Origin of the sequence: Arthrobacter tumbae, assembly GCF_016907495.1 — a bacterium.
Lineage (GTDB): Bacteria > Actinomycetota > Actinomycetes > Actinomycetales > Micrococcaceae > Arthrobacter_D > Arthrobacter_D tumbae.
This window is the reverse complement of record NZ_JAFBCC010000001.1, coordinates 2,377,049-2,399,703: the sequence shown is the minus strand read 5'-3', so window position 1 is coordinate 2,399,703 and position 22,655 is coordinate 2,377,049. Positions and strand designations below refer to the sequence as shown.

The 22,655-nt window shown below is 65.1% G+C and carries 22 protein-coding genes; 8 read left to right on the top strand and 14 right to left on the bottom strand.

All coding sequences use genetic code 11. The annotated features are described in order from the left end of the window. The first annotated feature begins 11 nt into the window (after positions 1-11). The gene (gene fdhA / locus JOD47_RS11535) at positions 12-1,229 is read left to right on the top strand and encodes a formaldehyde dehydrogenase, glutathione-independent (RefSeq protein ID WP_204534433.1); all 1,218 of its coding nucleotides are present in this window, start codon (positions 12-14) and stop codon (positions 1,227-1,229) included. A gap of 77 nt (positions 1,230-1,306) precedes the next feature. On the opposite strand, the gene JOD47_RS11530 is transcribed toward fdhA, so the two are convergent. Beyond that, entirely contained in the window at positions 1,307-1,774 is a 468-nt protein-coding gene (locus tag JOD47_RS11530) for an acyl-CoA thioesterase (protein ID WP_204534431.1), read from the bottom strand. 323 nt (positions 1,775-2,097) lie between these two features. Between JOD47_RS11530 and JOD47_RS11525 the strand changes: the two genes are divergently transcribed. Continuing rightward, positions 2,098-2,805: a LysM peptidoglycan-binding domain-containing protein gene (locus JOD47_RS11525; RefSeq protein ID WP_204534429.1), complete on the top strand. Its 708-nt coding sequence runs from the start codon at positions 2,098-2,100 to the stop codon at positions 2,803-2,805. 362 nt (positions 2,806-3,167) lie between these two features. On the opposite strand, the gene JOD47_RS11520 is transcribed toward JOD47_RS11525, so the two are convergent. The 3 genes from JOD47_RS11520 to JOD47_RS11510 all read right to left on the bottom strand — a co-directional run bounded on the left by JOD47_RS11520 (position 3,168) and on the right by JOD47_RS11510 (position 7,479). Next, positions 3,168-5,642: a Tex family protein gene (locus tag JOD47_RS11520; protein ID WP_204534427.1), complete on the bottom strand. Its 2,475-nt coding sequence runs from the start codon at positions 5,640-5,642 to the stop codon at positions 3,168-3,170. Positions 5,643-5,696: 54 nt separating this feature from the next. Continuing rightward, the gene (locus tag JOD47_RS11515; RefSeq protein WP_204534425.1) at positions 5,697-6,341 is read right to left on the bottom strand and encodes a hypothetical protein; all 645 of its coding nucleotides are present in this window, start codon (positions 6,339-6,341) and stop codon (positions 5,697-5,699) included. Positions 6,342-6,405: 64 nt separating this feature from the next. Next, positions 6,406-7,479, bottom strand: coding sequence for a hypothetical protein (locus JOD47_RS11510; RefSeq protein ID WP_204534423.1), 1,074 nt, complete (start codon positions 7,477-7,479; stop codon positions 6,406-6,408). Positions 7,480-7,596: 117 nt separating this feature from the next. Here JOD47_RS11510 and JOD47_RS11505 point away from each other — a divergent pair, with 117 nt between their 5' ends. Genes JOD47_RS11505 through JOD47_RS11495 form a run of 3 tightly spaced genes read left to right on the top strand, consistent with a single transcriptional unit; the run spans position 7,597 to position 10,540 of the window. Then, positions 7,597-8,739 (top strand): type III polyketide synthase, encoded by a 1,143-nt coding sequence (locus tag JOD47_RS11505; protein WP_204534421.1) that lies wholly within the window; start codon positions 7,597-7,599, stop codon positions 8,737-8,739. After that, entirely contained in the window at positions 8,740-9,426 is a 687-nt protein-coding gene (locus JOD47_RS11500) for a class I SAM-dependent methyltransferase (RefSeq protein ID WP_204534419.1), read from the top strand. Continuing rightward, the gene (locus JOD47_RS11495) at positions 9,419-10,540 is read left to right on the top strand and encodes an FAD-dependent oxidoreductase (RefSeq protein ID WP_204534417.1); all 1,122 of its coding nucleotides are present in this window, start codon (positions 9,419-9,421) and stop codon (positions 10,538-10,540) included. The genes JOD47_RS11500 and JOD47_RS11495 overlap by 8 nt, the downstream gene beginning before the upstream one ends. 17 nt (positions 10,541-10,557) lie before the next feature. Here JOD47_RS11495 and JOD47_RS11490 read toward each other — a convergent pair whose 3' ends face one another. The 6 genes from JOD47_RS11490 to arfA form a co-directional block, all read right to left on the bottom strand. Continuing rightward, positions 10,558-11,646, bottom strand: coding sequence for an NAD(P)/FAD-dependent oxidoreductase (locus JOD47_RS11490; RefSeq protein WP_204534415.1), 1,089 nt, complete (start codon positions 11,644-11,646; stop codon positions 10,558-10,560). A 151-nt stretch (positions 11,647-11,797) separates the two neighbouring features. Beyond that, positions 11,798-12,424, bottom strand: coding sequence for an FMN reductase (locus tag JOD47_RS11485; RefSeq protein ID WP_204534413.1), 627 nt, complete (start codon positions 12,422-12,424; stop codon positions 11,798-11,800). Between the two features lie 74 nt (positions 12,425-12,498). Continuing rightward, positions 12,499-12,702, bottom strand: a complete 204-nt coding sequence (locus JOD47_RS11480) for a hypervirulence associated TUDOR domain-containing protein (RefSeq protein WP_056550188.1) — start codon at positions 12,700-12,702, stop codon at positions 12,499-12,501. 108 nt (positions 12,703-12,810) lie between these two features. Then, positions 12,811-13,704, bottom strand: a complete 894-nt coding sequence (locus tag JOD47_RS11475; protein ID WP_204534411.1) for a hypothetical protein — start codon at positions 13,702-13,704, stop codon at positions 12,811-12,813. A 132-nt stretch (positions 13,705-13,836) separates the two neighbouring features. Next, the gene (locus tag JOD47_RS17905; protein ID WP_372432846.1) at positions 13,837-13,911 is read right to left on the bottom strand and encodes a hypothetical protein; all 75 of its coding nucleotides are present in this window, start codon (positions 13,909-13,911) and stop codon (positions 13,837-13,839) included. Between the two features lie 45 nt (positions 13,912-13,956). Further along, complete coding sequence (gene arfA / locus JOD47_RS11470; RefSeq protein ID WP_204536649.1) at positions 13,957-15,459, bottom strand: arabinosylfuranosidase ArfA; 1,503 nt, start codon at positions 15,457-15,459, stop codon at positions 13,957-13,959. Between the two features lie 366 nt (positions 15,460-15,825). Between arfA and JOD47_RS11465 the strand changes: the two genes are divergently transcribed. Continuing rightward, positions 15,826-16,833 (top strand): LacI family DNA-binding transcriptional regulator, encoded by a 1,008-nt coding sequence (locus tag JOD47_RS11465; RefSeq protein ID WP_204534409.1) that lies wholly within the window; start codon positions 15,826-15,828, stop codon positions 16,831-16,833. A gap of 27 nt (positions 16,834-16,860) precedes the next feature. Here the strand turns inward: JOD47_RS11465 and JOD47_RS11460 are convergent, their stop codons facing one another. The 3 genes from JOD47_RS11460 to speB are packed head-to-tail and all read right to left on the bottom strand — an operon-like array spanning position 16,861 to position 20,573. Next, the gene (locus JOD47_RS11460) at positions 16,861-17,868 is read right to left on the bottom strand and encodes a nitronate monooxygenase (RefSeq protein WP_307836268.1); all 1,008 of its coding nucleotides are present in this window, start codon (positions 17,866-17,868) and stop codon (positions 16,861-16,863) included. 39 nt (positions 17,869-17,907) lie between these two features. Next, positions 17,908-19,590 (bottom strand): thiamine pyrophosphate-binding protein, encoded by a 1,683-nt coding sequence (locus JOD47_RS11455; RefSeq protein ID WP_204534407.1) that lies wholly within the window; start codon positions 19,588-19,590, stop codon positions 17,908-17,910. Continuing rightward, complete coding sequence (speB, locus tag JOD47_RS11450) at positions 19,590-20,573, bottom strand: agmatinase (RefSeq protein WP_204534405.1); 984 nt, start codon at positions 20,571-20,573, stop codon at positions 19,590-19,592. Before speB ends, JOD47_RS11455 begins: the two co-directional genes overlap by 1 nt. A 146-nt stretch (positions 20,574-20,719) precedes the next feature. On the opposite strand from speB, the gene JOD47_RS11445 reads away from it, so the two are divergent. Beyond that, entirely contained in the window at positions 20,720-21,124 is a 405-nt protein-coding gene (locus tag JOD47_RS11445) for a DUF1801 domain-containing protein (RefSeq protein ID WP_204534404.1), read from the top strand. Here the strand turns inward: JOD47_RS11445 and JOD47_RS11440 are convergent. Then, positions 21,121-21,528, bottom strand: coding sequence for a VOC family protein (locus JOD47_RS11440; protein ID WP_204534402.1), 408 nt, complete (start codon positions 21,526-21,528; stop codon positions 21,121-21,123). The two genes, JOD47_RS11445 and JOD47_RS11440, sit on opposite strands and share 4 nt — an antisense overlap. 160 nt (positions 21,529-21,688) lie before the next feature. Here JOD47_RS11440 and JOD47_RS11435 point away from each other — a divergent pair, with 160 nt between their 5' ends. Continuing rightward, the gene (locus tag JOD47_RS11435) at positions 21,689-22,645 is read left to right on the top strand and encodes a carbohydrate ABC transporter permease (RefSeq protein ID WP_204534400.1); all 957 of its coding nucleotides are present in this window, start codon (positions 21,689-21,691) and stop codon (positions 22,643-22,645) included. The last annotated feature ends 10 nt before the right edge of the window (positions 22,646-22,655 follow it).

The window sequence follows — 22,655 nt, the reverse complement described above, 5'->3', positions numbered from 1 at the left end:
GAAGGATCACCATGTCAGGAAACAAGGCTGTGGCCTACAAGGGCCCCGGCAAGGTCGAGGTTATTGACACCGATTACCCCACGTTCGAGCTCCAGGACGGCCCAGGCGTCAATCCTGCGAATATCGGCAGAAAGGTCAATCACGGCGTCATCCTCAAGACTGTCGCAACCAACATCTGCGGCTCGGATCAACACATGGTCCGCGGGCGGACCACCGCCCCGTCGGATCTGGTGCTCGGCCACGAGATCACCGGTGAAGTGGTCGAGGTCGGAAGCGACGTCGAATTCATCAAGAAAGGTGACATCTGTTCGGTTCCGTTCAACATCTCCTGCGGCCGGTGCCGGAACTGCAAGGAGCGCAAGACCGGTATCTGCCTCAACGTCAACCCCGACCGCCCCGGAAGCGCTTACGGATACGTTGACATGGGCGGCTGGGTCGGTGGGCAGGCAGAGTATGTCCTGGTTCCGTATGCGGACTGGAACCTGTTGAAGTTTCCTGACCGGGACCAGGCGCTGGAGAAGATCCTGGACCTGACGATGCTCTCCGACATCTTCCCCACCGGCTTCCACGGTGCGTACACGGCCGGCGTCGCCGTCGGCAGCACCGTCTATATCGCGGGGGCGGGTCCGGTGGGCCTCGCTGCGGCGGTGTCCGCGCAGCTGCTGGGTGCCGCCGTCGTCATCGTGGGTGATCTGAATGCAGAGCGCCTGGCGCAGGCACGCAGCTTCGGTTGCGAGACGGTCGACGTTTCGAAGGGCGATCCCAAGGATCAGATCGAGCAGATCCTCGGTGTGCCGGAAGTCGACTGCGGCGTCGATGCCGTGGGCTTCGAAGCGCGCGGCCACGGAAGCGATGCCTCACACGAGGCTCCTGCGACGGTGCTGAACTCGCTGATGTCCATTACGGCGGCGGGCGGAGCGCTCGGCATCCCCGGTCTCTACGTCACGGGTGATCCGGGCGGTATCGACGAAGCTGCGCAGGTCGGATCGCTGTCCATCTCCCTGGGAACCGGCTGGGCCAAGTCCCTGTCCTTCACCACGGGCCAGTGCCCGGTCATGAAGTACAACCGTCAGCTCATGACCGCGATCCTGCACGACAAGGTGCAGATCGCCAAGGCAGTGAACGCGAAAGCGATCCCGTTGGAGGATGCACCGCGCGGCTATGAGGAGTTCGACAAGGGTGCTGCGACGAAGTATGTGCTGAACCCGAACGGCTACATCGCCGCGTAACCCCCGTTGAGTTGGCAGGACACGCCCCTTATGACCAACCAATGGGGTGTGTCCTGCCAACTCACGTGCTCAGATGCTCAGGTGAAGTGGGCCGGGCCCACATAGGGCGCGAGTTGCTGCTTCTGCCCCGCAGTGATGCGAAGCAGCGACTCCGATTCACCGTCCACGAAGGCCAGGGTGGTCTGCGCCAACACGCATGCGCGATGAGTCGCCGGGTCGTTGATGCGGTATGCGATGCCGAGGCTCGCGGCTCGCAGGTCTGAAATCCAGATCTCTATTTTCAGCGGCACGTTCCGGTAATCGAGGGTGGCCGTGTACCTGATGCGGTGTTCAACCACCAGGGCCTGCACGCCTGCAGCAATGGAGCTGAAGAGAGGCACCGGCGGGTCCTGTCCTGCGGCGCCAGTACCTCCGGGAGGACCGAAGGCCTGAATGCGTGCCTCCTCAAGGAGCCGCACAACCTGAACGTTGTTGATGTGCCCGTAGGCGTCCATGTCTGACCATCTCAGAGGAATTTCACAGGTGATTGTCCGGTGCGCGTCCATTCCTCTGTTTTACAGTGGTCTTCGGGGTTTCACTACTCTGAAGTAGCAGCCTTCCGGACGCTTTTCGTCAAGAACCGCCGCGTCTCGATTTGGCAACGATTACAAAACCCTCTACGGTGGACAAGAACCCGCTTCGGGTAATCACAAAGCAGACGGCGTTACTCACGGCTGCCACATAATGCCCTGGTGCTGTCCCTCCACCGTACGTTGCTCGTCCGGCAGACACCACAGACAAGACCAATGATCAGTCAAGGGTGAGCAACGTCGCAAAGACGTCCGGGGACGGAACGAGTGCAGGTGGCCTTTTGGAGCATCGTACCCACATGAAGAATCAGAAACTTACTCTTAACGCGCGCCGTGGATTTGCAGCAGCAGCTCTTGTCGGTGTCGGAATCACCGCTTCGGCCGGTGCAGCCACCGCTGCTCCCGCCAGCACCTGGGACGCACTTGCACAGTGCGAAAGCGGCGGCAACTGGGGCATCAACACCGGCAACGGCTTCTCCGGTGGCCTGCAGTTCACCCCGTCTACCTGGGCCGGCTTCGGCGGCCAGGGTCTTCCCCAGGACGCCAGCCGCGCAGAGCAGATCGCTGTTGCTGAGCGGGTACTCGACGGACAGGGCTGGGGCGCATGGCCCGCATGCTCGGCCAAGCTCGGCCTGACCGCCGGCGCCAACCCGACCCCGATCCCCGCCGCTCCGGCTCCCGCCCCTGTGCAGGTCCAGTCGCAGCAGGTCCAGGTTCAGGCACCGGCTGTTCAGGCACCGGCTGTTCAGGCTCCTGTTGTTGAGGCACCTGTTGTTCAGGCTCCTGTTGTTCAGGCACCTGTTGTTGAGGCACCTGCAGCTCCCGCGGCCCCTGCCGTTGCGCTGTCCGGTGACACCTACACCATCCAGTCCGGCGACACCCTCAGCATCATTGCTGAGAAGCTGGGTGTCGAAGGTGGATGGCAGGCACTCTACGAGGCCAACGCCGACACCCTCATCCACGCCGACCTCATCTTCACCGGCGACGTCCTGCAGCTGCCTGCCTAAGGTTCAGCTACAACGTAAAGAGCCCCGCAACGTTCGCGTTGCGGGGCTCTTTCGTGTCCGGAAGCCGCCACTGGGTGCCGCCAGCCGGGCCAGTGGTCAGCGTCGGGCGCAACCCGGACCTCAGCGGGAGCAACGCAAACCCGCTCGAGAGCAATCCGGACCTCAGCGGGAGCAACGCAAACCCGCTCGAGAGCAAACCGGACGACGCCGCGAGCAAACCGGACACGGCCTGGAGGAAAACAGACGGGGGTGAGGGAAATGTTGCTCACCCTCGTCTGTTCTGCTCCCCGGTCTGCCGCGCCGCCAACCGCCGCCACCGCACTACTCCACCGCCGCGGTTTGCCGCACAGGTAACCGCTGCGCTAGTCCCGCGGCACCAACCCGGCAGCCCGAAGCGCCTCCGCCATTGCGCTGTTCGCCGGGGCCTGTGAGCCCTTGCCGCCCCGCCTCGAATCGGGTTTCGAAGAGCCCGGCTTTGCAGAGTCCGGTTTCGAAGAACCGTGCTTTGGGCCAGCCTTCTTCGACCCACCCTGCTGGACGCCACCCGGAGACGAAGTGCCACCCTGAGACGAAGTGCCACCCGGCCCTCCACCGGGCACACGACGACGGCGGTCATCGCCTCCCCCGCCCCGCGCCTCACGGTCGAGCCGGGCACCACGTGGTGCGGCGTCGTCGTTGAGTCGCAGGCTGAGTGAGATCCGTTTGCGGTCAGGATCGGCCTCCATCACCCTGACTTTGACCACCTGACCGGACTTCACAACTTCATGGGGATCACTGATGAAGCGGTCAGCCATCGCGGAGACGTGAACCAGTCCGTCCTGGTGCACTCCGACATCCACGAAAGCACCAAAGGCAGCAACGTTGGTGACCACACCGTCGATAATCATGCCCGGACGCAGGTCGGAAATCTTCTCGACGTCGGCAAAGGATGCCGTGACAAACGCGGGCCGGGGATCCCGCCCCGGCTTCTCGAGTTCAGTGAGGATGTCCTGCAGGGTGGGCAGCCCGATCGACTCATCAACGTACTCGGCCAGGTTCAGCGACCGAAATGAGCCACCGGCGTCGTTCACCATCCGCCGGGCCACGGAATAGGCTTCAGGGTGCACGCTGGACGAATCCAGCGGCTCGTCCCCGCCTGCAATGCGGAGGAAACCCGCACACTGCTCGAAGGCCTTGGCTCCGAGCCTGGGAACCTTCAGCAGGTCGCGTCGACGCGTAAAGGGGCCATTCGCATCGCGGTGCGCAACGATGTTCCCGCTCAGCAGGGACCCCACGCCCGCCACCCGGGTCAGGAGCGACGGCGATGCAGTATTCACATCGACTCCCACCGCATTCACGCAATCCTCGATCACGGCATCAAGCGAACGCTCCAGCTTCGCAGGGCTTACGTCGTGCTGGTACTGACCCACCCCGATGGACTTCGGGTCGATCTTCACCAGCTCGGCCAGCGGATCCTGAAGCCGCCGGGCAATGGACACCGCACCGCGCAGCGACACATCGAGCTCCGGCAGCTCCGCCGATGCCAGCGCTGATGCGGAGTACACCGACGCACCCGCTTCGGACACAACGAGCTTCTGCACCGTACGCCCGGCCATCAGCGAGATCAGTTCGGTCGCAAGCTTGTCCGTCTCCCGCGATGCCGTGCCATTGCCGATTGCAATGAGTTCGACGTCGTGACTGGTCACCATCCGCGACAGTGCAGCCAGCGCGTCATCCCACTTCCTTGCCGGAGCGTGAGGGTAGATGGTCGCCGTTTCGAGGACCTTGCCTGTTCCGTCCACCACGGCCACCTTCACGCCGGTCCGCAGCCCGGGATCGAGCCCGATGGTGGTGCGGCCACCCGCGGGCGCCGCAAGCAGCACGTCACGCAGGTTTGCGGCGAAGACCCGCACGGCTTCCGTCTCCGCCTCCACAAAGAGCCGCACCCGCAGGTCGATCGAGAGCTTCGCGAGCAACCGACGCCAGGCCTGCTGGACCGTCGCCATCAGCCACGCATCCGCCGGCCGGCCCTGGTCCGCGACGCCCAGGAATGCGGCGACGGAGTTTTCGAAGCGGCGCTTGGCACGGAGGGCGGCTTCGGCATCAGTGGAGTCCGCCTCGGTGAGCGTCAGCTGCAGCACGCCTTCCTTCTCGCCGCGCAGCAACGCCAGGACACGGTGCGACGGCATGGCCGACGGCGCCTGCACAAAGTCGAAGTAGTCGGAGAACTTCTGGCCCTCGGCCTCCTTTCCGGAGACCACCTGCGAGCGCAACCTGCCCTGCTTCCAGAGCCGTTCCCGCAGGTCAGCGAGCAGGTCGGCGTCCTGGCCGGCCCGCTCCACGAGCAGCGCCCGGGCACCGGCCAGCGCATCCTCGGCCGTGGTAACGCTGTCGTTCAGAAAGAGGCCAGCTTCAACGGCAGGATCGAGAGACGGATTGCCGAGCAGCGCGTCCGCGAGCGGCTCAAGCCCGGCTTCCCGCGCGATCTGCGCCTTCGTGCGGCGCTTGGTTTTGAAGGGCAGGTAGATGTCCTCCAGCCGCGCCTTGGTGGTGGCACCGACGACGGCGGCACGAAGCTCCGCGGTGAGCTTGCCCTGCGCTTCAATCGCCTCGAGCACGGCCGCCCGCCGGTCCTCGAGTTCGCGCAGGTAGCGCAGCCGCTCCTCCAGCTCACGCAACTGGGCATCGTCAAGGGTTCCGGTGACTTCCTTGCGGTAGCGCGCAATGAAGGGAACGGTCGATCCGCCGTCCAACAGGTCCACCGCGGCCTTGATTTGCCATTGCTGGACGCCGAGTTCCTCAGCGAGTTGCTGGAAGACGGAAGGAGGGGCAGTAACTGGTGCACTCACGCCTGCCATTGTGACACCGACGCGGTCAGCAATCTAAAAAGCTGCTGCGGTGTGGAGGAAGGGTCAGGCGCAGCTCTCGCGGTTCAGCTCGATCGCAAGCGGGTGCGTGCCCGTGAATTCCTGGCCGCCGGCCGAGTAGGCAACCGAGACGCCCTGCGACGTGCCGCCGTCAACGCCGTCGGCAATCGAGACTGCGACCACCAGGTTGATGTACTCGTGGGTCGTGATGTTGTATCCCTCAGCGGGGACGGGCTCCACCGGGCCTGCGGGTGCCGCCGTCTCGGAGGGAGTTGCCGGTGCAGGTTCCGCGCTGTGCTCGCTGTGAGCACCGCCGTCGTCCTCGCCGTGCGCCTTGTGATGACCATCCCGGTTGGCGGTTGAAACCTCGGCGCTCAGCAGGGTGAGACCTTCAGGATCCTGGAGAGTGACGTCGTCCAGCGTGAAGGTTTCGAGAGCTTCGTTGTGGATGAGAACAGTGAACTCCCTGAAGCCGGCATCAGGCTGGGTGGAACACAGGTTGGCCCCGTTTTCGGCGAGGTTCAGGGGATCATCACCGAAGTCAGCCACCGTCGGCTCGACCGCACTGACGTTCTCCTGCGAGCGTGGGGAGTTCACGTCGAGCGGGTTCTCCTCGACAGCCATACATCCGCTGGTGAAGAGCGCAGCGAGCAGGGCGCCACCAACCAGTGCAGCCGATCGAACCGCCATATCCACCATCCCTCGAATGAAGTCTCTCCCTGTGTTCGGCAACACAGGGCCAACGGATGGGTCCCTACTCGTACAGAACGTACTCCGGCGGCGGCGTGAGCGCCAGAACCTCGGCGGGCGTCATCAGCGGGCCCAGTACGACGTCCTCCTCGAAGAACAGCTTGAAGCCGGCGTGAACGGTCGGCGGCAGGTCTTTCATCAGCAGGTTGTAGGTCTCGATCTTCATCCCCGCAGACCCGATTCCGTCCACGCTCCGAATCACCTCCACGCCCGCATACTCCTGGATCGCCGCCACATTACTGACGACGCCGGGAGCCACCTGATGGAACACGAGCGGCTTTTGCGGAAGGTTCTGCTCCGTCACCAGACCATCGAGATAAGACGCAATCTCGTTGATCTCCTCCCCGGTGGTGTGCCCGTAGGAGAGCCCCGGAAGCTGCTCCGCCGTGATGTCCCACTCGGGGTCAAGGGCAACACCCACGTCCGGCTCCACCAGCCACTTCTCAAGCGCACGTACTTCTTCCGCCATGCTCGCGCGGCCGGGCTGGACGTTCAGGAGCAGCATCCCGTCATGCCTGCGGGCGGCCTCAAGGTACTCGCCGATAATCTCGTCGGACGTCCGTGTCCGGTAGGCACCGTCGGAGCCCGGGTCGGCCTGCACGACGACGGCAATCAGTTCCAGCACCGGCATCACCTTCCGCTCGCCGGCCAGTTCCTTCCCGAGTTCCTCGATCTCGTCCACCCGCTCGTCGATTGCACCGATGCCGAGCCGCCCCAGTCCGGCCGAGTAGGGGTGCCCGCTGAACCCGACAAGGCGGTAGTCCGGGAACAGTTCCACCCCGCCGCGGGGAAGCTCGACACGCTCCGGAGTGGGCTCGACGGAGGGCGTCGGTGTCGCAGACGGAGTTGAGGAGGCGCTTGAAGCCGGCGTCCCGGAAGAAGTCGAGGAGGCGCTTGGACCCGGCGTCCCAGAAGAAGATGGCGACGATCCGGGAGATGCCGGAGACACCGGAGCGCCGTCCGGAGAGGGCGCGCTGCACCCGGCCAGCAGCGCGACCGCTACCGCCCACACCGAGCCGTAGCGCAGCGTGCGCACAGGGCTGAAGCGTCGTCGTCGTACGTTCCGATGCAGTGCCATAGCAACACGTTACCGCCACGGGCGGCGAGCGCTTCAGAGGCACAGCGCAGAGGCGGCGGGCTCACCGTCAGCCTGCTTCGTATTGTGTTCGGTTACTCGGTCCCCTAACAATGAACTATGACAGTCCTGATGAGGTCCCTCGAAACCGCCGTACCGACCACCGTCATGGTGCAGTCGCAGGTACGGGATGTCTTTGCCGCGCAGCCGGGGCTGAACAGGTTGGGCCAGCGGCTGGTGACTGCCGCGTTCGATTCCTCCGGCATCGACACGCGCTACACGGCTGTGGAGGAGCTCACGCTCGAACGCCACAGCGAGACGCCCGTGTTCTTCGATTCGGAGACCATGACCATCCTCAGCCCGGGCACCAAGGCCCGCAACGAGGTCTACGCCGAGGCGGGCACCAAGCTCTTCGTCGACGCTGCGCAGAAAGCGCTGGATGCGGCAGAGGGTGTCGAGGCCGGCGACATCACGCACGTGGTGACGGTCTCCTGCACCGGTTTCTTCAACCCCGGCCCGGACTACAAGATCGTCCGCGCTCTGGGCCTCAATCCGTCCGCACAGCGCTACCACCTCGGCTTCATGGGCTGTTACGCAGCGTTCCCTGCCCTGCGCGCGGCGAAGTCCTTCTGCGACGCCGATCCCAAGGCAGTGGTCCTCGTGGTCAGCGCCGAGCTGTGCTCGCTGCACGTCCGGTCCTCCAACAATCCCGACACCATCGTGGGTACGTCCCTCTTTGCTGACGGTGCTGCGGCCGCCGTCATCTCCGCGCGGCCGGACCTGGCGCCGCCGTCGAAACCTGCCCTGTCCCTCGACTTCTTCGAAACCACACTCACGCCGGTCGGTGAGGAATCGATGGCCTGGAACATCGGCGACGAGGGGTTCGAGATGGTCCTCGGAACCTACGTGCCGCACATCATCGACGAGCACATCGTCGGCGCCCTCGCTCCCCTGCTGGAACGCGATGAGTCCCTGATCGGGCTTGAGTACCGGGACATCGAGCACTGGGCCATCCACCCGGGCGGCCGCAGCATCCTGGACAAGGTGCAGGCCAAGCTGAAGCTCAGCGACGACCAGCTGGTTCCTGCCCGGGAAACGCTTCGGAACTACGGAAACATGAGCAGCGCAACGGTGATGTTTGTCCTCAAGCACATCCTGGACCAGCCCGCCTCGGACTCCGACTCGGGTGAGCGCATCTGCTCGATGGCGTTCGGGCCCGGGCTGACGGTGGAAACGGCCCTCCTGACCAAGACCTCCGCCTGAATGGCGTTCCTCGCCCACCGGAACGTCACTGCGATCGAGGAAATGGACAAGCCCGGCTGCGATCCGTTCAAACTCGACCGCACCTACGCCCAGTTCCCGCTCGTCAACCGCACGGTCACCGGCTGGCACCGCACCTGGGCGCGCCATATCCGGCCCGTCCTGTCGACGTCGCGGACCAACACCCTCCTCGATGTCGGCTCCGGCGGCGGCGACATCGCGCGTGCGTTCTGCCGCTGGGCTGCCCGCGACGGCTTCGAGCTGGAAATCACAGCGATTGACCCTGACGAACGCGCCAATACCTTTGCAAGCAGCCAACCGACGACGCCGGGACTCACTTTCCGGCGCGCGTTCAGTTCAGAGCTGCTCGCCGAGGGTGCCCGGTTCGACGTCGTCACCTCCAACCACGTGCTCCACCACCTTTCGCCGGATGAGCTCAGCGGACTGCTCAGCGACTCCGAGAAGCTGGCCACCCGGCTCGCCCTGCACAGCGACCTTAAGCGGACCCTGGTCGGGTTTTCCCTGTTCTCCGTAGCTACCCTGCCGTTGCGCGGCTCCTACATCCGCGAGGACGGGCTGACATCGATCCGGCGAAGCTACCTGGCGGAGGAACTGCGCGCCGTCGTGCCTCCAGGCTGGCGCGTGGAGCGGCAGGTACCGTTCCGGAATCTGCTGGTGCACCGTGCCTGATGTCCTGATAGTCGGAGGCGGCCCGGTGGGGCTGTTCACCGCGATCCTGCTGGCGCAGTCGGGTGTTGGGGTTGAGGTTTTGGAGCGCCGCACCGAGCGCAGTTCGCACTCGCGGGCGATCGGCATTCACCCCCCGGCGCTTGCCGCACTGGAGCAGGCCGGAGTCGCAGAGAATCTGATTGCCGCGGGGGTGCAGATTCCCGGCGGTGTTGCACGCAGCCGCGGACAGACGGTCGCGGAGCTGTCCTTCGCCTCCCTTCCCGGCAGACACCGCTACGTGCTCGCAATCCCGCAGGAACAAACTGAGCGCATCCTCTCGGAGCGGCTCGCTGAGCTGGCCCCGGACGCCCTGCGCAGGGGCGAAACCGTGGAGGCGGTCCACGACGTCGGGAGCGAGGTTCTGACCCTTACCGGCAGCGGTACGCATCGGTCCGCGCTGCTCATCGGCGCGGACGGGGCACGGAGCACGGTGCGCGATGCGGCGGGTATCGGCGCACGCATCCGGCCGTATCCCGATGCCTACGTCATGGGCGATTTCCCCGACACCACCGGTGACGGCAGCACCGCTGCCCTGTATCTCGAGCGTGACGGAATTGTTGAGTCTTTCCCGCTGCCCGGCTCGGTGCGGCGGTGGGTGGTGCGCATGCCGTCACTGGTGGAAGACCCCACGGCCGAGGCAGTCGCGGGGCTGGTGGCGGGCCGGACGGGTGTGGGTGTCGATACCCGAAACAACACGATGTTGAGCTCCTTTACGGTTCGTCGGCGCATAGCGGACCGGTTTGTGCAGGGGCGTATCGCTTTGATCGGCGATGCGGCGCACGAGGTGTCGCCCATCGGCGGACAGGGCATGAACCTGGGGTGGCTCGACGCCGTCCAGCTCGTGCCGCTGGTGACCGCTTCGCTGGCGGGCACCGACGTCGGACTGGGACTTCGGCGCTTCAACCAGGAGCGGCGCCGGGCAGCGCTGGCGGCCTCGCGTCAAGCGCACATCAACATGATTCTCGGGCGTCCGCTGCCGCCCGGCGTGCTGGCCGTCCGCAACCGGGTAATGGGCAGAATGGCCGGAGTGCCACGCGTGCACGACGCCGTGGCCCGCACCTTCACCATGCACTGAGGCTCACGCTCCGCTGATCAGCCCTTCCCCAGCTGCGCTTCCGGACGCAGCAAGGCCGGAACGACGCCGGATAGTGCAGTTTCTGCCAGCGCCTCCCCCAGAGCCGGCGCCTGTTTGAAGAGGTTATGGCCGGCAATGGCGCTGATCTTGCCTGTAGACCAGACCCCGACACCGTCCTCGCCCCAGGGCAGACGGGTCACCCAGCAGTGCACGTAGCCGGACGGCTCAGGGTCCAGGCCCGGCAGAGCGTGGCGGACATAGGCCGCTGCACGGGCGGCAAGGGATTCGAGCGCGGTCGGGTCCGCGAGGCTTCCGTCCTGACGTACCCCGGTTGTCTCGCTGAGGCCCACCGAGTAGGAACGGTTGTCGGCTGAAGGCGCCGCGTAGATTCCGGTCTCTCCGAAAATTCCGCTGCCGTCCTGAAAAGTCGGCAGCGGAGTTTCGGCGTCTCCCCGTACCCGGAACGTCACGCGGGCATGAGCGGCAAGTTCAACCGGGATATCCAGTCCCACCCCACGTGCCAGCGGAGCCGTGCCGCGGCCGGCGCACAGAACAGCGTGGTCGAAACGGTCAACGCGGGTCCCGGTACGGACCTCGACATCGCCGTCACTGGTGTGCTGGACAGTCAGCACGTGGTCGGTCACAGGAGCTTCTGCGAGGCTTCCGGTCAGGGCCCGGAAAGCGGCGAGGGTACGGATAGCGCCGCCATCCACATCCAGCATGGCCTTGCCCTCGAAGTCCGCGAGGATCGGCAAAGAGGATGCGAGTTGACCCGGAGCCAGAAGTGCAACGCGGATGTGTGGAAGGTCCTTGAGAACGCGCAACTTGTCCTCGACGCTGTCGCCGATGGCAACCGCTCCGGCGTCGGACACCAGTTCCACGCCGAACTCGGCCTCCCATTCCCGCCAGAGGGTGCGGCTGTGATTGACGAATTCGGCCAGCCGGACGTCCTTGTGGGCATGCCGGAAAATCCGCCCGTCGCCGGCGGACTGTCCGCCGCCGGGCGTTCCGGACTCGTAGACGGTGACCTCCGCGCCCGCCGTGCGAAGGGCATGGGCTGTAGCCAGTCCGACAATTCCTGCTCCCACCACTGCAATCCGAGTCATGGGTCCAGCAAAACACGGTTGGGTGGACCGGCACAGCCTTGACGCCGTGTGAAACCCAACTCCGGCTATCCCAGCGAACGGGCGCGTTCAGTGGGAATGTCTAGACATTCCCACTGAAACCCGCGATGGGGTGGGATATCCCGGTGGCGGATCAGCGGCCCTGTACCTGGGCCAAAAGCTGCTCGAACGGAAGGGAGGCCTGCGCGCTGTTGGGGCGGCGCGCCGTCGTCGTCCCCGCAATCATGCCCGCGAGTTCGCCGGCCGCGCGGGTGACGCGCTGGTCGAGGGCGGGTGCACCGTCGGATCCGGTTCCCCAGTCCTCGGGACCGGCGTAGACCCCGGTCGAGACGACGCGGGCACGGAGGTAGGTGAAGAGCGGGCGCATGGCGTGGTCGAGCATGAGGGAGTGCCGGACGCTGCCGCCGGTTGCGGCGATGAGCACGGGCACCGAGTCCAGTGCCGTGTTGTCGAGCACGTCGAAGAACGACTTCAGCAGGCCGCTGTAGGAGCCGGAGAAGACCGGGCTGACAACGATGAGCGCGTCGGCATCGGCAACTGACTGCAGCGCGTCCGCGAGCGCGGGCGGGGCGAAACCTGTGACCATGTTATTTGCGATGTCGACGGCCAGTTCGCGGAGTTCGATGGTGGTGATGTCGGTGTGGACGTCGGCGCGCTGAAGCTCGCGGCGGGCCGCCTCTCCGAGCTGATCCGCGAGCATCCGGCTCGACGACGGCGTTCCCATTCCGCCTGACACCACTACTACTCGGCGTGTTTCCATTGCCGGTCCTTCCGTTCGCTGCGCTTCATGCATTTGCATCTAGTTGAACCAGCGAAGACCGGGAAACATTCCCGCTACTGCTTGTCGAGCGCGCTCTCCTTGTGGGCGGCCTGCTTTCCCGACTTCTCGCTTTCGACGATGTAGTACGGCTCATCCTTCGACGCGTTGAACTTCTGGCCGTCGAAGGTGAACTCCTTGTCCTTCTTCTCCACGACCGTGCCGTGCGTCTTGCCCTGCGACGTGTTCCAGCTGACCTTGGTTCCCTTGCTGTATGACATTGCACCAGCTTTCCATCCGCGGCGGGTGTGCACCACCCCTCGGCCACCCATGGGAAGGCTCGAACCGAGCACGAGCCAGACCGGGAGTAGCGCGAGGCGAACCGGAAGCTACGTAACGAAGACGCCGAGGAACCGCTTGGATGCCTCTGCCGCGTCACCACCCCGGTTCGGCGCCCACGTCATGACGACGTAGTCTCCCGACGCCAACTCCGGGGCAACCTGAATGTCGTAGGTGTAGGAGCCGTTGGAGTCGGCATACACGACGACAGGCTCGGACCTGGCGCCCGGACCATGGTTCAGGAAATTGTCGTCCGAATTCGGAACCGAGAAAATCACGCTGATCATCTCGCCGGCCGCGTAGCCGGAACCACCGATGCGCAGGAGGCCCGGCGATACAACAATGGAAGGACCTGGGTAGCCGGGCTCCGGATGAGCGACGCTGATGTCTTCACCGGTTGCCGGGTTCGGCCCTGTTGGCGTTGGTCCCGGCGACGCACCGGGGCGCGGGTTGTCGGCCAGCGGGTTCGGTTCACCGTGCGGCGGTGGCACAAAGGGGTCGTTGGGACCTGCAGGCAGCGGCTCGACCGGTTCCGCGGGCCCCTCGGGCGCCACGGGGGCCTCGGACGCCTCGGGTGCAGGTGTCTGCCCCGCGGCGGGTTCCGGTGCGGAAGTGGGGTGTTCCACACGCGGAGCCGCCTCCACTGTGGGCACATGTTCCACAGTCGGGGCAGGTTCCACAGGCGGCGCAGCTTCCTCCGTAGGAGGAGCAGGTTCTTCGACCAGGATGCGCCCTTCAGGCGGCGCAGCGCCGTCCGACTTGACCGGCGCGGGCTCTTGGGCAGGCTCAGCGGTGGGCCGCTGGGTCAGAGACTCAGGAGGAGGTGCGGCTGACGCGGATCTGGGTTCGCCGGCGCTTCCTACTTCGGCGTCTGCGTTGGCCGCGCAAGCAGACAGGAGGAGCGATGTGATGGCAAGGGCTACAACAGCTGAGCGCTTGGACACGTGAATGCTTTCCAGGAGACTTGCGGCAAACGCCGCAGGGGAATTTCCTCCCCTTGCGCTCAGACGCTACGGGCGGAACCGGGCACGCGGAAGCACGGAACGGTCACGTGAGCCACCCATTTGGTAACGGATTCACATCGCCGGGATCCAGCCGCGCATGCCACCGGGCCCCCGGTTGCCCCAGCGGAAGTACGGGACGAGGTCCACTGTGAAAGTGCTCCCCCCGCCCGCCTCTGGCGCGCCGTTGGTTCACTAACCGAGGGCGATCGCTGACCAGGAAACCGGAGGCAGCGACACGCTGAGCGCACCGCCGTCGAGCACTGCACCCGACAGCTGCTTCAGGCCCACCCGGAGCTGGTCCTCACGGGTGTTCTTGGCGTAGGCGTCTTCATCATGCAGGGTGAGAGCCTCGGTGATGATTTCGGCGCCGAGATCCTTCACATCGACGGACACGTCAATGGTGTCGGTCTGGCTGCGGTTGACGAGGAACAGTGCCGACTTTCCGCCGTCGACCGTGGCCACGGCATCGACCAGCGGAGCGTCGCCGTAGACCTTCGTGGAGTAGGTGCCGGCGTCGATCTGCGGCCGCAGCACCTCACCCTTCGCGAGCCGCGAGGTGACGGAGAACGGGAAGAAGGTGGTCTGGCGCCAGGTGTCGCCGCCCGGCTCCGTCATGATCGGCGCAATGACATTGACCAGCTGCGCCAGCGACGCCGAGGCCACGCGGTCATGGTTCTTCAGCAGCGTAATCAGCAGGTTGCCGAAAACAACGGCGTCAGCGACCGAGTACGTGTCCTCGAGCTGGCGGGGGGCTACGCGCCATTCATCGTTGACCTCATCCGATGCCTGGTGTTCCTCGAGGTACCAGATGTTCCACTCGTCGAAGGAGAGCTTGATGGTCTTCTTGCTCTTGAGCTTGTGCTTGACGTGGTCCGCGGTGGCCACCACGGTCTCGATGAAGTACTGCATGTCCAGCGAGGAGGCGAGGTAGGAACCGAGATCCCCGTTGCGCTCCTGGTAGTACGCGTGGCAGGAAATGTAGTCCACGTAGTCATAGCTCTGCTCGAGGACCACGCGCTCCCACTCGCCGAAGGTCGGCATCGAGGAACCGGAGGAACCGCACACCACCAGCTCAAGGTCCTTGTCCGCCGTCTTCATGGCTGAGGCGGTGCGGGCCGCGATCTTGCCGTAATCCTCGGCGGACATATGCCCGATCTGCCAGGGCCCGTCCATCTCGTTGCCCAGGCACCACATGCGGATGTCGTAGGGTTCCTTGGCGCCGTTGGCGATGCGCTGGTCGCTCAGCGCGGTGCCGGAGGGATGGTTGGCGTATTCGAGGAGGTCGAGCGCTGTTTCGATACCGCGGGTGCCCAGGTTGACGGCCATCATCAGCTCGGAGCCGGTCAACTTGCACCAGCGCGCAAATTCGTCGAGGCCCACCTGGTTGGTCTCGATGGAATGCCAGGCGAGGTCGCGGCGGACGGGGCGCTGGTCCCGGGGGCCGACGCCGTCTTCCCAACGGTAGCCGGACACGAAGTTGCCACCGGGGTAGCGAATGGTAGTAGAACCAAGTTCGCGGACAAGCTCGACGACGTCCATGCGGAAGCCGTCCTCGTTGGCGGTCGGGTGGCCGGGTTCGTAGATGCCGTCATACACGCAGCGGCCGAGGTGCTCAACGAAGGAGCCGAAAATTCTCCGGCTGACCGGCGCGACTACAGCTGACCGGTCAATGCGGATGGTCGTCGGCGCTTCCACAGGGACGTCGCAGCCGGCGGGTGTCGTGGCCGCCGTCGAATCGGGCGTGGTGGTGGTCACGGATATGTTCCTGCCTGTCGGAATGCACGGGCGCCCGTGCCTTTACAACGTAAATTACAACGTTAGAAATACTTTCATGCAGCACGTGAGTCGTCAACCTTCCTGACCAAGGCGCCCCACGATAACCTTCTGGCAATCGGATACCGGTTAACCGCTCACGTTTGGCTAATCCGCTATCCGAATCGGCCGAACCGCTCACCCTCAGGCCTGTCTCCCCCCTGCCCCCGGAAGCACACCGACGCGATATTCTGCCGGTGGGACACAAAATGTGTCCCACCGGCTCCTCCACCACAAAGGACACTCCACATGGCGACGACCCTGCACGACGTGGCCCAGGTGGCCGGGGTGTCGTTCAAGACGGTGTCCAACGTCATCAACGACCACCCCAACGTTCGCCCGGCAACACGGGAGCGCGTGAACAAAGCCATCGCCGAATTGGGCTACCGCCCCAACCTCACCGCGCGCAGCCTTCGGTCCGGGCACACCGGCGCGATCACCCTCGCCGTTCCCCAACTGCGCCTCCCCTACTTCGCTGAACTGGCCGACGCCGTCATCCGCGCCGCCGAAGCCCGCGGCCTTGTGGTGCTCATCGAGCAGACCAGCGGCGAGCGCGACCGCGAACTCGAAGTCCTCAAAAGCCCCCGCCTGCGCATGTCGGACGGGTTGATCTTCAGCCCGCTCGGCCTCGGTGAAGAGGATGCCGCGCTGGTCACCGCCGAGGTGCCGATGGTGCTGCTCGGCGAACGGATCTTCTCCGGCGGCTGCGACCACGTGACCATGCAGAACGTCGAGGGCGCCCGCGCCGCCACTGAGCACCTGCTGGACACCGGGAGGCGGCGCATCGCCGTCGTCGGTGCGCATGAAGGCGAAGTCATCGGCTCGGCAGGGCTCCGACTCAAGGGCTACCGTGAGGCGCTCGAGTCGCGTGGAATAGCGTACGACGACGGATTGGTCGCCTACGTCGGTACGTGGCACCGCGCGAACGGTGCCGAAGCGATGCATGAGCTGCTTGATCGCGGCGTGGATTTCGATGCGGTGTTCGGCTTCAACGACACCCTGGCACAGGGCGCCATGCGCGTACTGCAGGAGGCCGGCCGGCGCATCCCCTCCGACGTGGCCGTGATCGGGTTCGACGATCTCGACGAGACCCGCTACTCCATCCCCACACTCAGCAGCGTCAACCCGGGCCGCGAAGAGATCGCCGAGACTGCGATCAAAGTACTGATGGAGCGCATCAAGAATCCAGCGGGCCCGGCGCCGCGCGAGATTCTGACACAGTTCGAGGTCATCGCGCGGGAATCAACGGCCTCCTGAATTCAGGCCTGACATCCAGCCCAGTAGTCAGGCCAAGGACTGGATGATTTCCACCGCAGGCCCCGGCCGCGCCGAGGCGAACCCGGTCCCGGCCCACAGGTGGGCCACGTCGGCATTCCTCTGGTCCACCGCGGCCCTGCGAAGCGGCGCAGTCACGTGGTGCAGCTGCGGATATCCGGCTGGCGCGTCCTGATGCTCACGGATGAACCGGTTCGTCAGGCCGCGCGCGTACCGTCCGGTGTAGCCACGGGTGAGTGACGTCCCATCAAACCGACCCTCACTCAGCGCTGCCCGGTGCAGCGGATTGGTGCCCGCTTCATCCGAGAGCAGCAGCGCGGTGCCCACCTGCACCGCATCGGCGCCCGCTTCACGCAAGCGCACGACGTCGACTGGCCCCGACACTCCCCCGCCCGCCGCGAGCGGGACTTCAGTCCTGGACCGGATAGCGGCAACCAGCTCACCGAGCGGATTCGCGGAAGGTACCTGCCCTTGATCAAAAGTCCCCCGGTGACCGCCCGCATCCGGGCCCTGAACGGCGAGCGCCCGGGCGCCTGCCGCAACTGCACGCTCCGCCTCATCGAGGGTTGTCACGGTCACCATCGGGAGGATCCCGGCGCCCGCCATCCTCCGCAGAACCGCAGGGTCCGGGCAGCCGAAAGTGAAGGACACCACGGCGGGGCGGAAGTCCAGAACGAGAGTGAGCTTTGCGTCCCAGCCGTCGTCGTCGTTCCGGGGTTCACCCAACTCGACTTCAAGCGCGGCAGCCTCCGGACGCAGAAACTCTCGGTAGGCATCGAGGAGCACCGCCTCCGGCTGGAAGGAATCGGGCACAAACAGGTTCACGCCAACGGGACCACCGGTCAGCGTGGAAACGCTGCGCAGTTGCTCCTCGAGATCCTCCGGCGTGCGATAGCCCGCGGCGAGGAAACCCAGGCCGCCGGCGTTGCTCACTGCAGCGGCAAGCTCCGGCGTCGAGGGGCCGCCGGCCATCGGCGCTCCGACAATGGACCTATCCAGTTCGCGCAGATCAAACACGGCGGGCCTTCCGGGGGTCAGCGGGCTTCGCCCTTCAACCTACAGGTGCGTGGGAGCAAAAAGCCTCAGCAGCGTCTCAACAACGACGACGTTGGGACCCTCCGCAGCGAAGCTCGCCTCAAGTGCCTCCCGCACGTCTTCGGGCGCCACGCGGACTGCGGGGACCCCGAAGGATTCCGCCAGCTTCACGAAGTCCGGCCGGGTGAGTTCGGTGGCCGTTGCCTTGCCGAACGCGCCCTCCATGTATTCGCGGAGGATGCCGTAGCCGCCGTCGTCGACAATGAGCCAGGTGACCGGCAGATTGTGCTGGCGGGCGGTGGCAAGCTCGGCGATCGAGTACATGGCCGAACCGTCGCCGGACACGGCAAGCACCCGGTCAGACAGACCCTTCGACGCGAGGCCAACCGAACCGCCGATAGCACTGGGGAACCCGTAGCCGAGGCCACCGGCACCCTGCGCCGAATGGAACTCACCATCCCGGGAGTCCCAGCAGCTCCAGGCCCAGTACGCCGCGATGGTCATGTCCCAGAAGGTCTGCATATCATCCGGCGCAGCCGCCCGGATGTCGTCCATGAAGGTCCGCTCCTTGCCCAGGTCCTGCTCATCGAGACGCGCCCGAACCTTGGCGAGCGTGTCGGCGACGAGCCTGCGGGGATCGTAGTCGCCGGTGCGGCGCCCGGCCGGTTCGAGGGCTTCATCCAGTGCGGTGAGCGCCTGGCCGGCGTCCGCCCGGATGCCGAGCGCAGGACGGTTGGATTCGAGGACGCGGGGTTCGGCATCGATCTGGATGATGCGGCCGCGCGGCTCGAGGCTGAAGTAGTTGGACGTCACCTCACCGAGTGAGGAACCGATGATCAGCAGGACGTCGGCGTCTTCAAGCACCTCGGTGACGTAGCGGTCCTCAACCCAGGATTGCAGCGACAGCTCGTGGTTCCAGGGGAAGGCGCCGTTGCCGCCGGGCGAGCACAGCACCGGCGCGTCCAGCTTCTCCGCGAGCGAGAGGAGCTCCTTCTCGGCCTTGCCGCGGCGGGTGCCGCCGCCGGCCACTATCGCCGGACGCTTTGCCTCAGAGAGCCACTTGACCGCCTCGCGGACCAGCTCCACCCGTGGCGGGTTGTCGAACGGTTCTGCCAGCGCATCCTCAACCTGGGGCACGACGACGGCGTCCAGCAGCACATTCTGCGGAACCTCCACCCAGACGGGCCCCTGCGGTGAGGAGACGGCTTCGGTCCATGCGTCCTGAATAGCGGACGGGATACCGGAGGCGTGCTGGATCAGCCGCTGGCTCTTGGTGACGTTGGCAGCCGATGCCTTCTGGTCGTCGAGCTGGTGCAGCATGCCCTTCCGGCGGGCACCGAGACCCTCAAGCGGAATCTGGCTCGCGACGACAACCATCGGAACACCGGTCGCGTAGGCCTCCTGCAGTCCGGCGAGCGACGTCAGCGCGCCGGGGCCCGTGGAGAGGAAGAGCACCCCCACTTCACCGGTGGCACGGGAGAACCCGTCGGCGGCGAATGCGGAGTTGTTCTCCACCCGCGAGGAGACGAACTGCAGGTCGGAGCGGGACAGCGCATCGAACAGGCCCAGCGCGTGCTGGCCCGGGATGCCGAAGACGGTGGTGGCACCCAGAGCGCTCAGCGTCTCGACAACCAGGTCACCGCCGTTGCGCTGGCCCGTGACCGGCTGCGGGGGAACTGTTGCGTCACTTTCAACGGACTGCATCAGCCGTCCTTTCGCGTGGAGATTTCGTCGGCCATCAGACTCACCAGATCGTAGGCGACGTGCGACGCCGCCACACCGGTGATCTCTGCGTGATCGTACGCGGGGGCAACTTCGACGACGTCGGCGCCCACCAGATTCATCCCGCGCAGACCGCGCAGGATCTCAAGCAGCTCACGGCTGGTGATGCCGCCTGCCTCGGGCGTTCCGGTGCCCGGGGCATGAGCCGGGTCCAGCACGTCGATGTCGATCGAAACGTACAGGGGCCGGTTGCCGATCCGGTCGCGCAGCTTGGCGACGGTCTCGTCAACGCCCTGGCGGAAGACATCGGAGGAGGTCACGATGCCGAAGCCGAACCGCCGGTCATCCTCCAGGTCCTTCACCCCGTACAGGGGCCCGCGGGTACCGACGTGGGAGATGGCCTCGGTGTCCAGGATCCCTTCCTCCACAGCGCGGCGGAAAGGTGTTCCGTGCGTGTACTCGGCACCGAAATAGGTGTCCCAGGTATCGAGGTGCGCATCGAAGTGCAGCAGCGCTATCGGCTCACCGGCGCGCTCGGAGGCAGCGCGCAGCAAAGGCAGTGCGATGGTGTGGTCACCACCGAGCGTGACCAGGCGGGCGCCGTCGTGCGTGAGATCCAGCGCGTTCTGCTGGATGGTCTCAATGGCCTCGTTGATGTTGAAGGGGTTGACGGCCATGTCACCGGCGTCAGCGACCTGCACGCGTTCGAAGGGCGAGATGTCCATTGCCGGGTTGTAGGGGCGCAGCAGCCGCGAAGCCTCACGGACATGGTTGGCGCCGAAGCGCGCGCCAGGCCGGTAGGAGACACCTGAGTCGAAGGGCACCCCGACGACGGCTATATCGGTCTTCTCCACCTGGTCGATCCGCGGAAGCCGCGCGAACGTGGCCGCTCCGGCGTACCGCGGAATGCGGGCCGAATCGATCGGCCCCAGACGGCCGCCTGCCGTAACGCGCAACTCTTCCATGCATCTCTCCTTGGTCCCCGTGATGTCCGTTCGAATCCCGAACGCGTAGTTGCCCTATAGGCATCAACTGTTTCTCGCAAGGCTAATTGTGGCACGCGTCTCAGTCAAGGTCGCTACGCTGAGAGTGCCAGCGCCAAGGAGAAACCATGAAGTACATTCCCGATCCACGCGTCGACTCCTACATCGACGCGCTTCCCGGATGGCAGCAATCCGTCTGCCGCGAAGTACGGGACCTGGTGCACTCAGCGGACCCCGAGGTCGAGGAAACCATCAAGAGGACGGTCCAGCCGTACTTCGTACTGCAGGGCAATATCTGCGCGTTCCTCACCACCAGGGATCACCTGAACGTCTTCCTGTACGACGGCGCGATGGTGCCGGATCCCGAAGGAATCATCACTGCCGGTCATGAGAACAAAACCGCGCGGACGGTCGCCTTCCATGAAGGAGACCCCGTCAACGCGCCCGCGCTGCTCGCAATGTTCAGGCAGATCATTGCGAACAACCGCGCCGGTGGGTGGCGAAGGCTGAAACAGGACGGCACAAACCGCTAGGAGCGCGGAATCAGCGGCTTGTCGGCGCGGGCCTTGATCTGCTGCACAGCCCAGGAATTGCCGTCCGGGTCGTCGAATCCAAAGAAAGTGCCGCCGTCGCGCTCGTCAAAGACGGTGATGTCACCCACCGAGACACCACGGCCCAGTAACTCCTCGCGCGCCGCATTGGCGTCGGAGACCACCAGCTGAAGGCCTTTCAAGGTGCCCGGCTGCATGGATCCCATGCCCGGTCCGTTGCCGAAGACGATGGAACAGCCGGAGCCCGGCGGGGTGAACTGGGTGAAATGCATGCCGCCGGTGTCGGTCTCGAAATCCTGCACGAATCCAAGTTTGTCGCGGTAAAACTCGATCGAGCGCGCGATGTCGCTCACCGGCACCACAACGACTTCCAGCGTCCAGTCCATTGACTGCTCCTGACCTTGAGAGGGATGGCTCACGTTATCGGACCACCCCTTGGGCGTATAGCCCATCGCTTCCTGAATGGGAAGATTTTCGCCGTAAACAAAGCATGCTGATGGCTTACTCTGTTCAGAAGCGACTCTGCCGACAGCAAGGAGGTGCAGCATGGCCACAGCGGTTGACTCCCCCCGGAAGAGACGGCTTCGGCGTCCCCGCTGGATTAAGGAGCCCTTCAACCGGGAGGCGAGGGCAGGGTATCTGTTCATCCTTCCCTGGGTCATCGGGTTTCTCGTGTTCACGCTCGGAGCCATGGTGTACAGCCTCGTTATCTCCTTCACGAATTACGACCTCTCCACGGACACCGCCACGCCTGTCGGCTTCAGCAACTACGAGCTGCTGCTCAAGGACCCGAAGGTTCTGACGTCGCTGGGCAACACGCTGTACTACGCCGTGCTGTCCGTGCCGCTCGAAATCTGCTTCGCCCTGCTGCTGGCCTATTTGCTGCACCGGATCCCCGAACGCGGAGCCGGCGTCTTCCGCATCATCTACTACCTGCCGAAGATGACGCCGTCCGTCGCCGCAGCGTCCATCTTCCTGCTGCTGCTCAACGGTAATTCCGGTGCGATCAATGGCTTCCTCGGCATCTTCGGGATCGATGGACCGCAGTGGTTGATTGACCCCGACTGGATGAAGCCGTCCATCATCATCATTGGCCTGTGGAGCGTCAGCGGCACCATGCTGATCCTCCTTGCCGCGCTGAAGAACGTTCCGCAGGACCTGTATGAGGCAGCAGCACTCGACGGCGCCGGAGCACTCCGGCAGTTCTTTTCCGTCACCCTGCCGATGATCTCGAATGCACTGTTCTTCTGCACCATCGTGCTGACGATCGCCGCACTCCAGGTCTTCGACCAGGCGTTCCTGCTCTTCTACCGGGACACGGCGAGCGGCTCCCCTGATGCGGCACTCTTTGTCGGCGTCTACCTGTTCCAGCAGGCCTTCCAGCAGTTCAACATGGGCTTTGCCGCCGCCATCGCCTGGCTGTTGTTCGTCATCATCCTCCTGATCACGGTCTTCCAGGTCCGTTTCGGGAACAAGTTCGTCTACTACGAGGGGGGCCGGTAGCAGTGGCGTC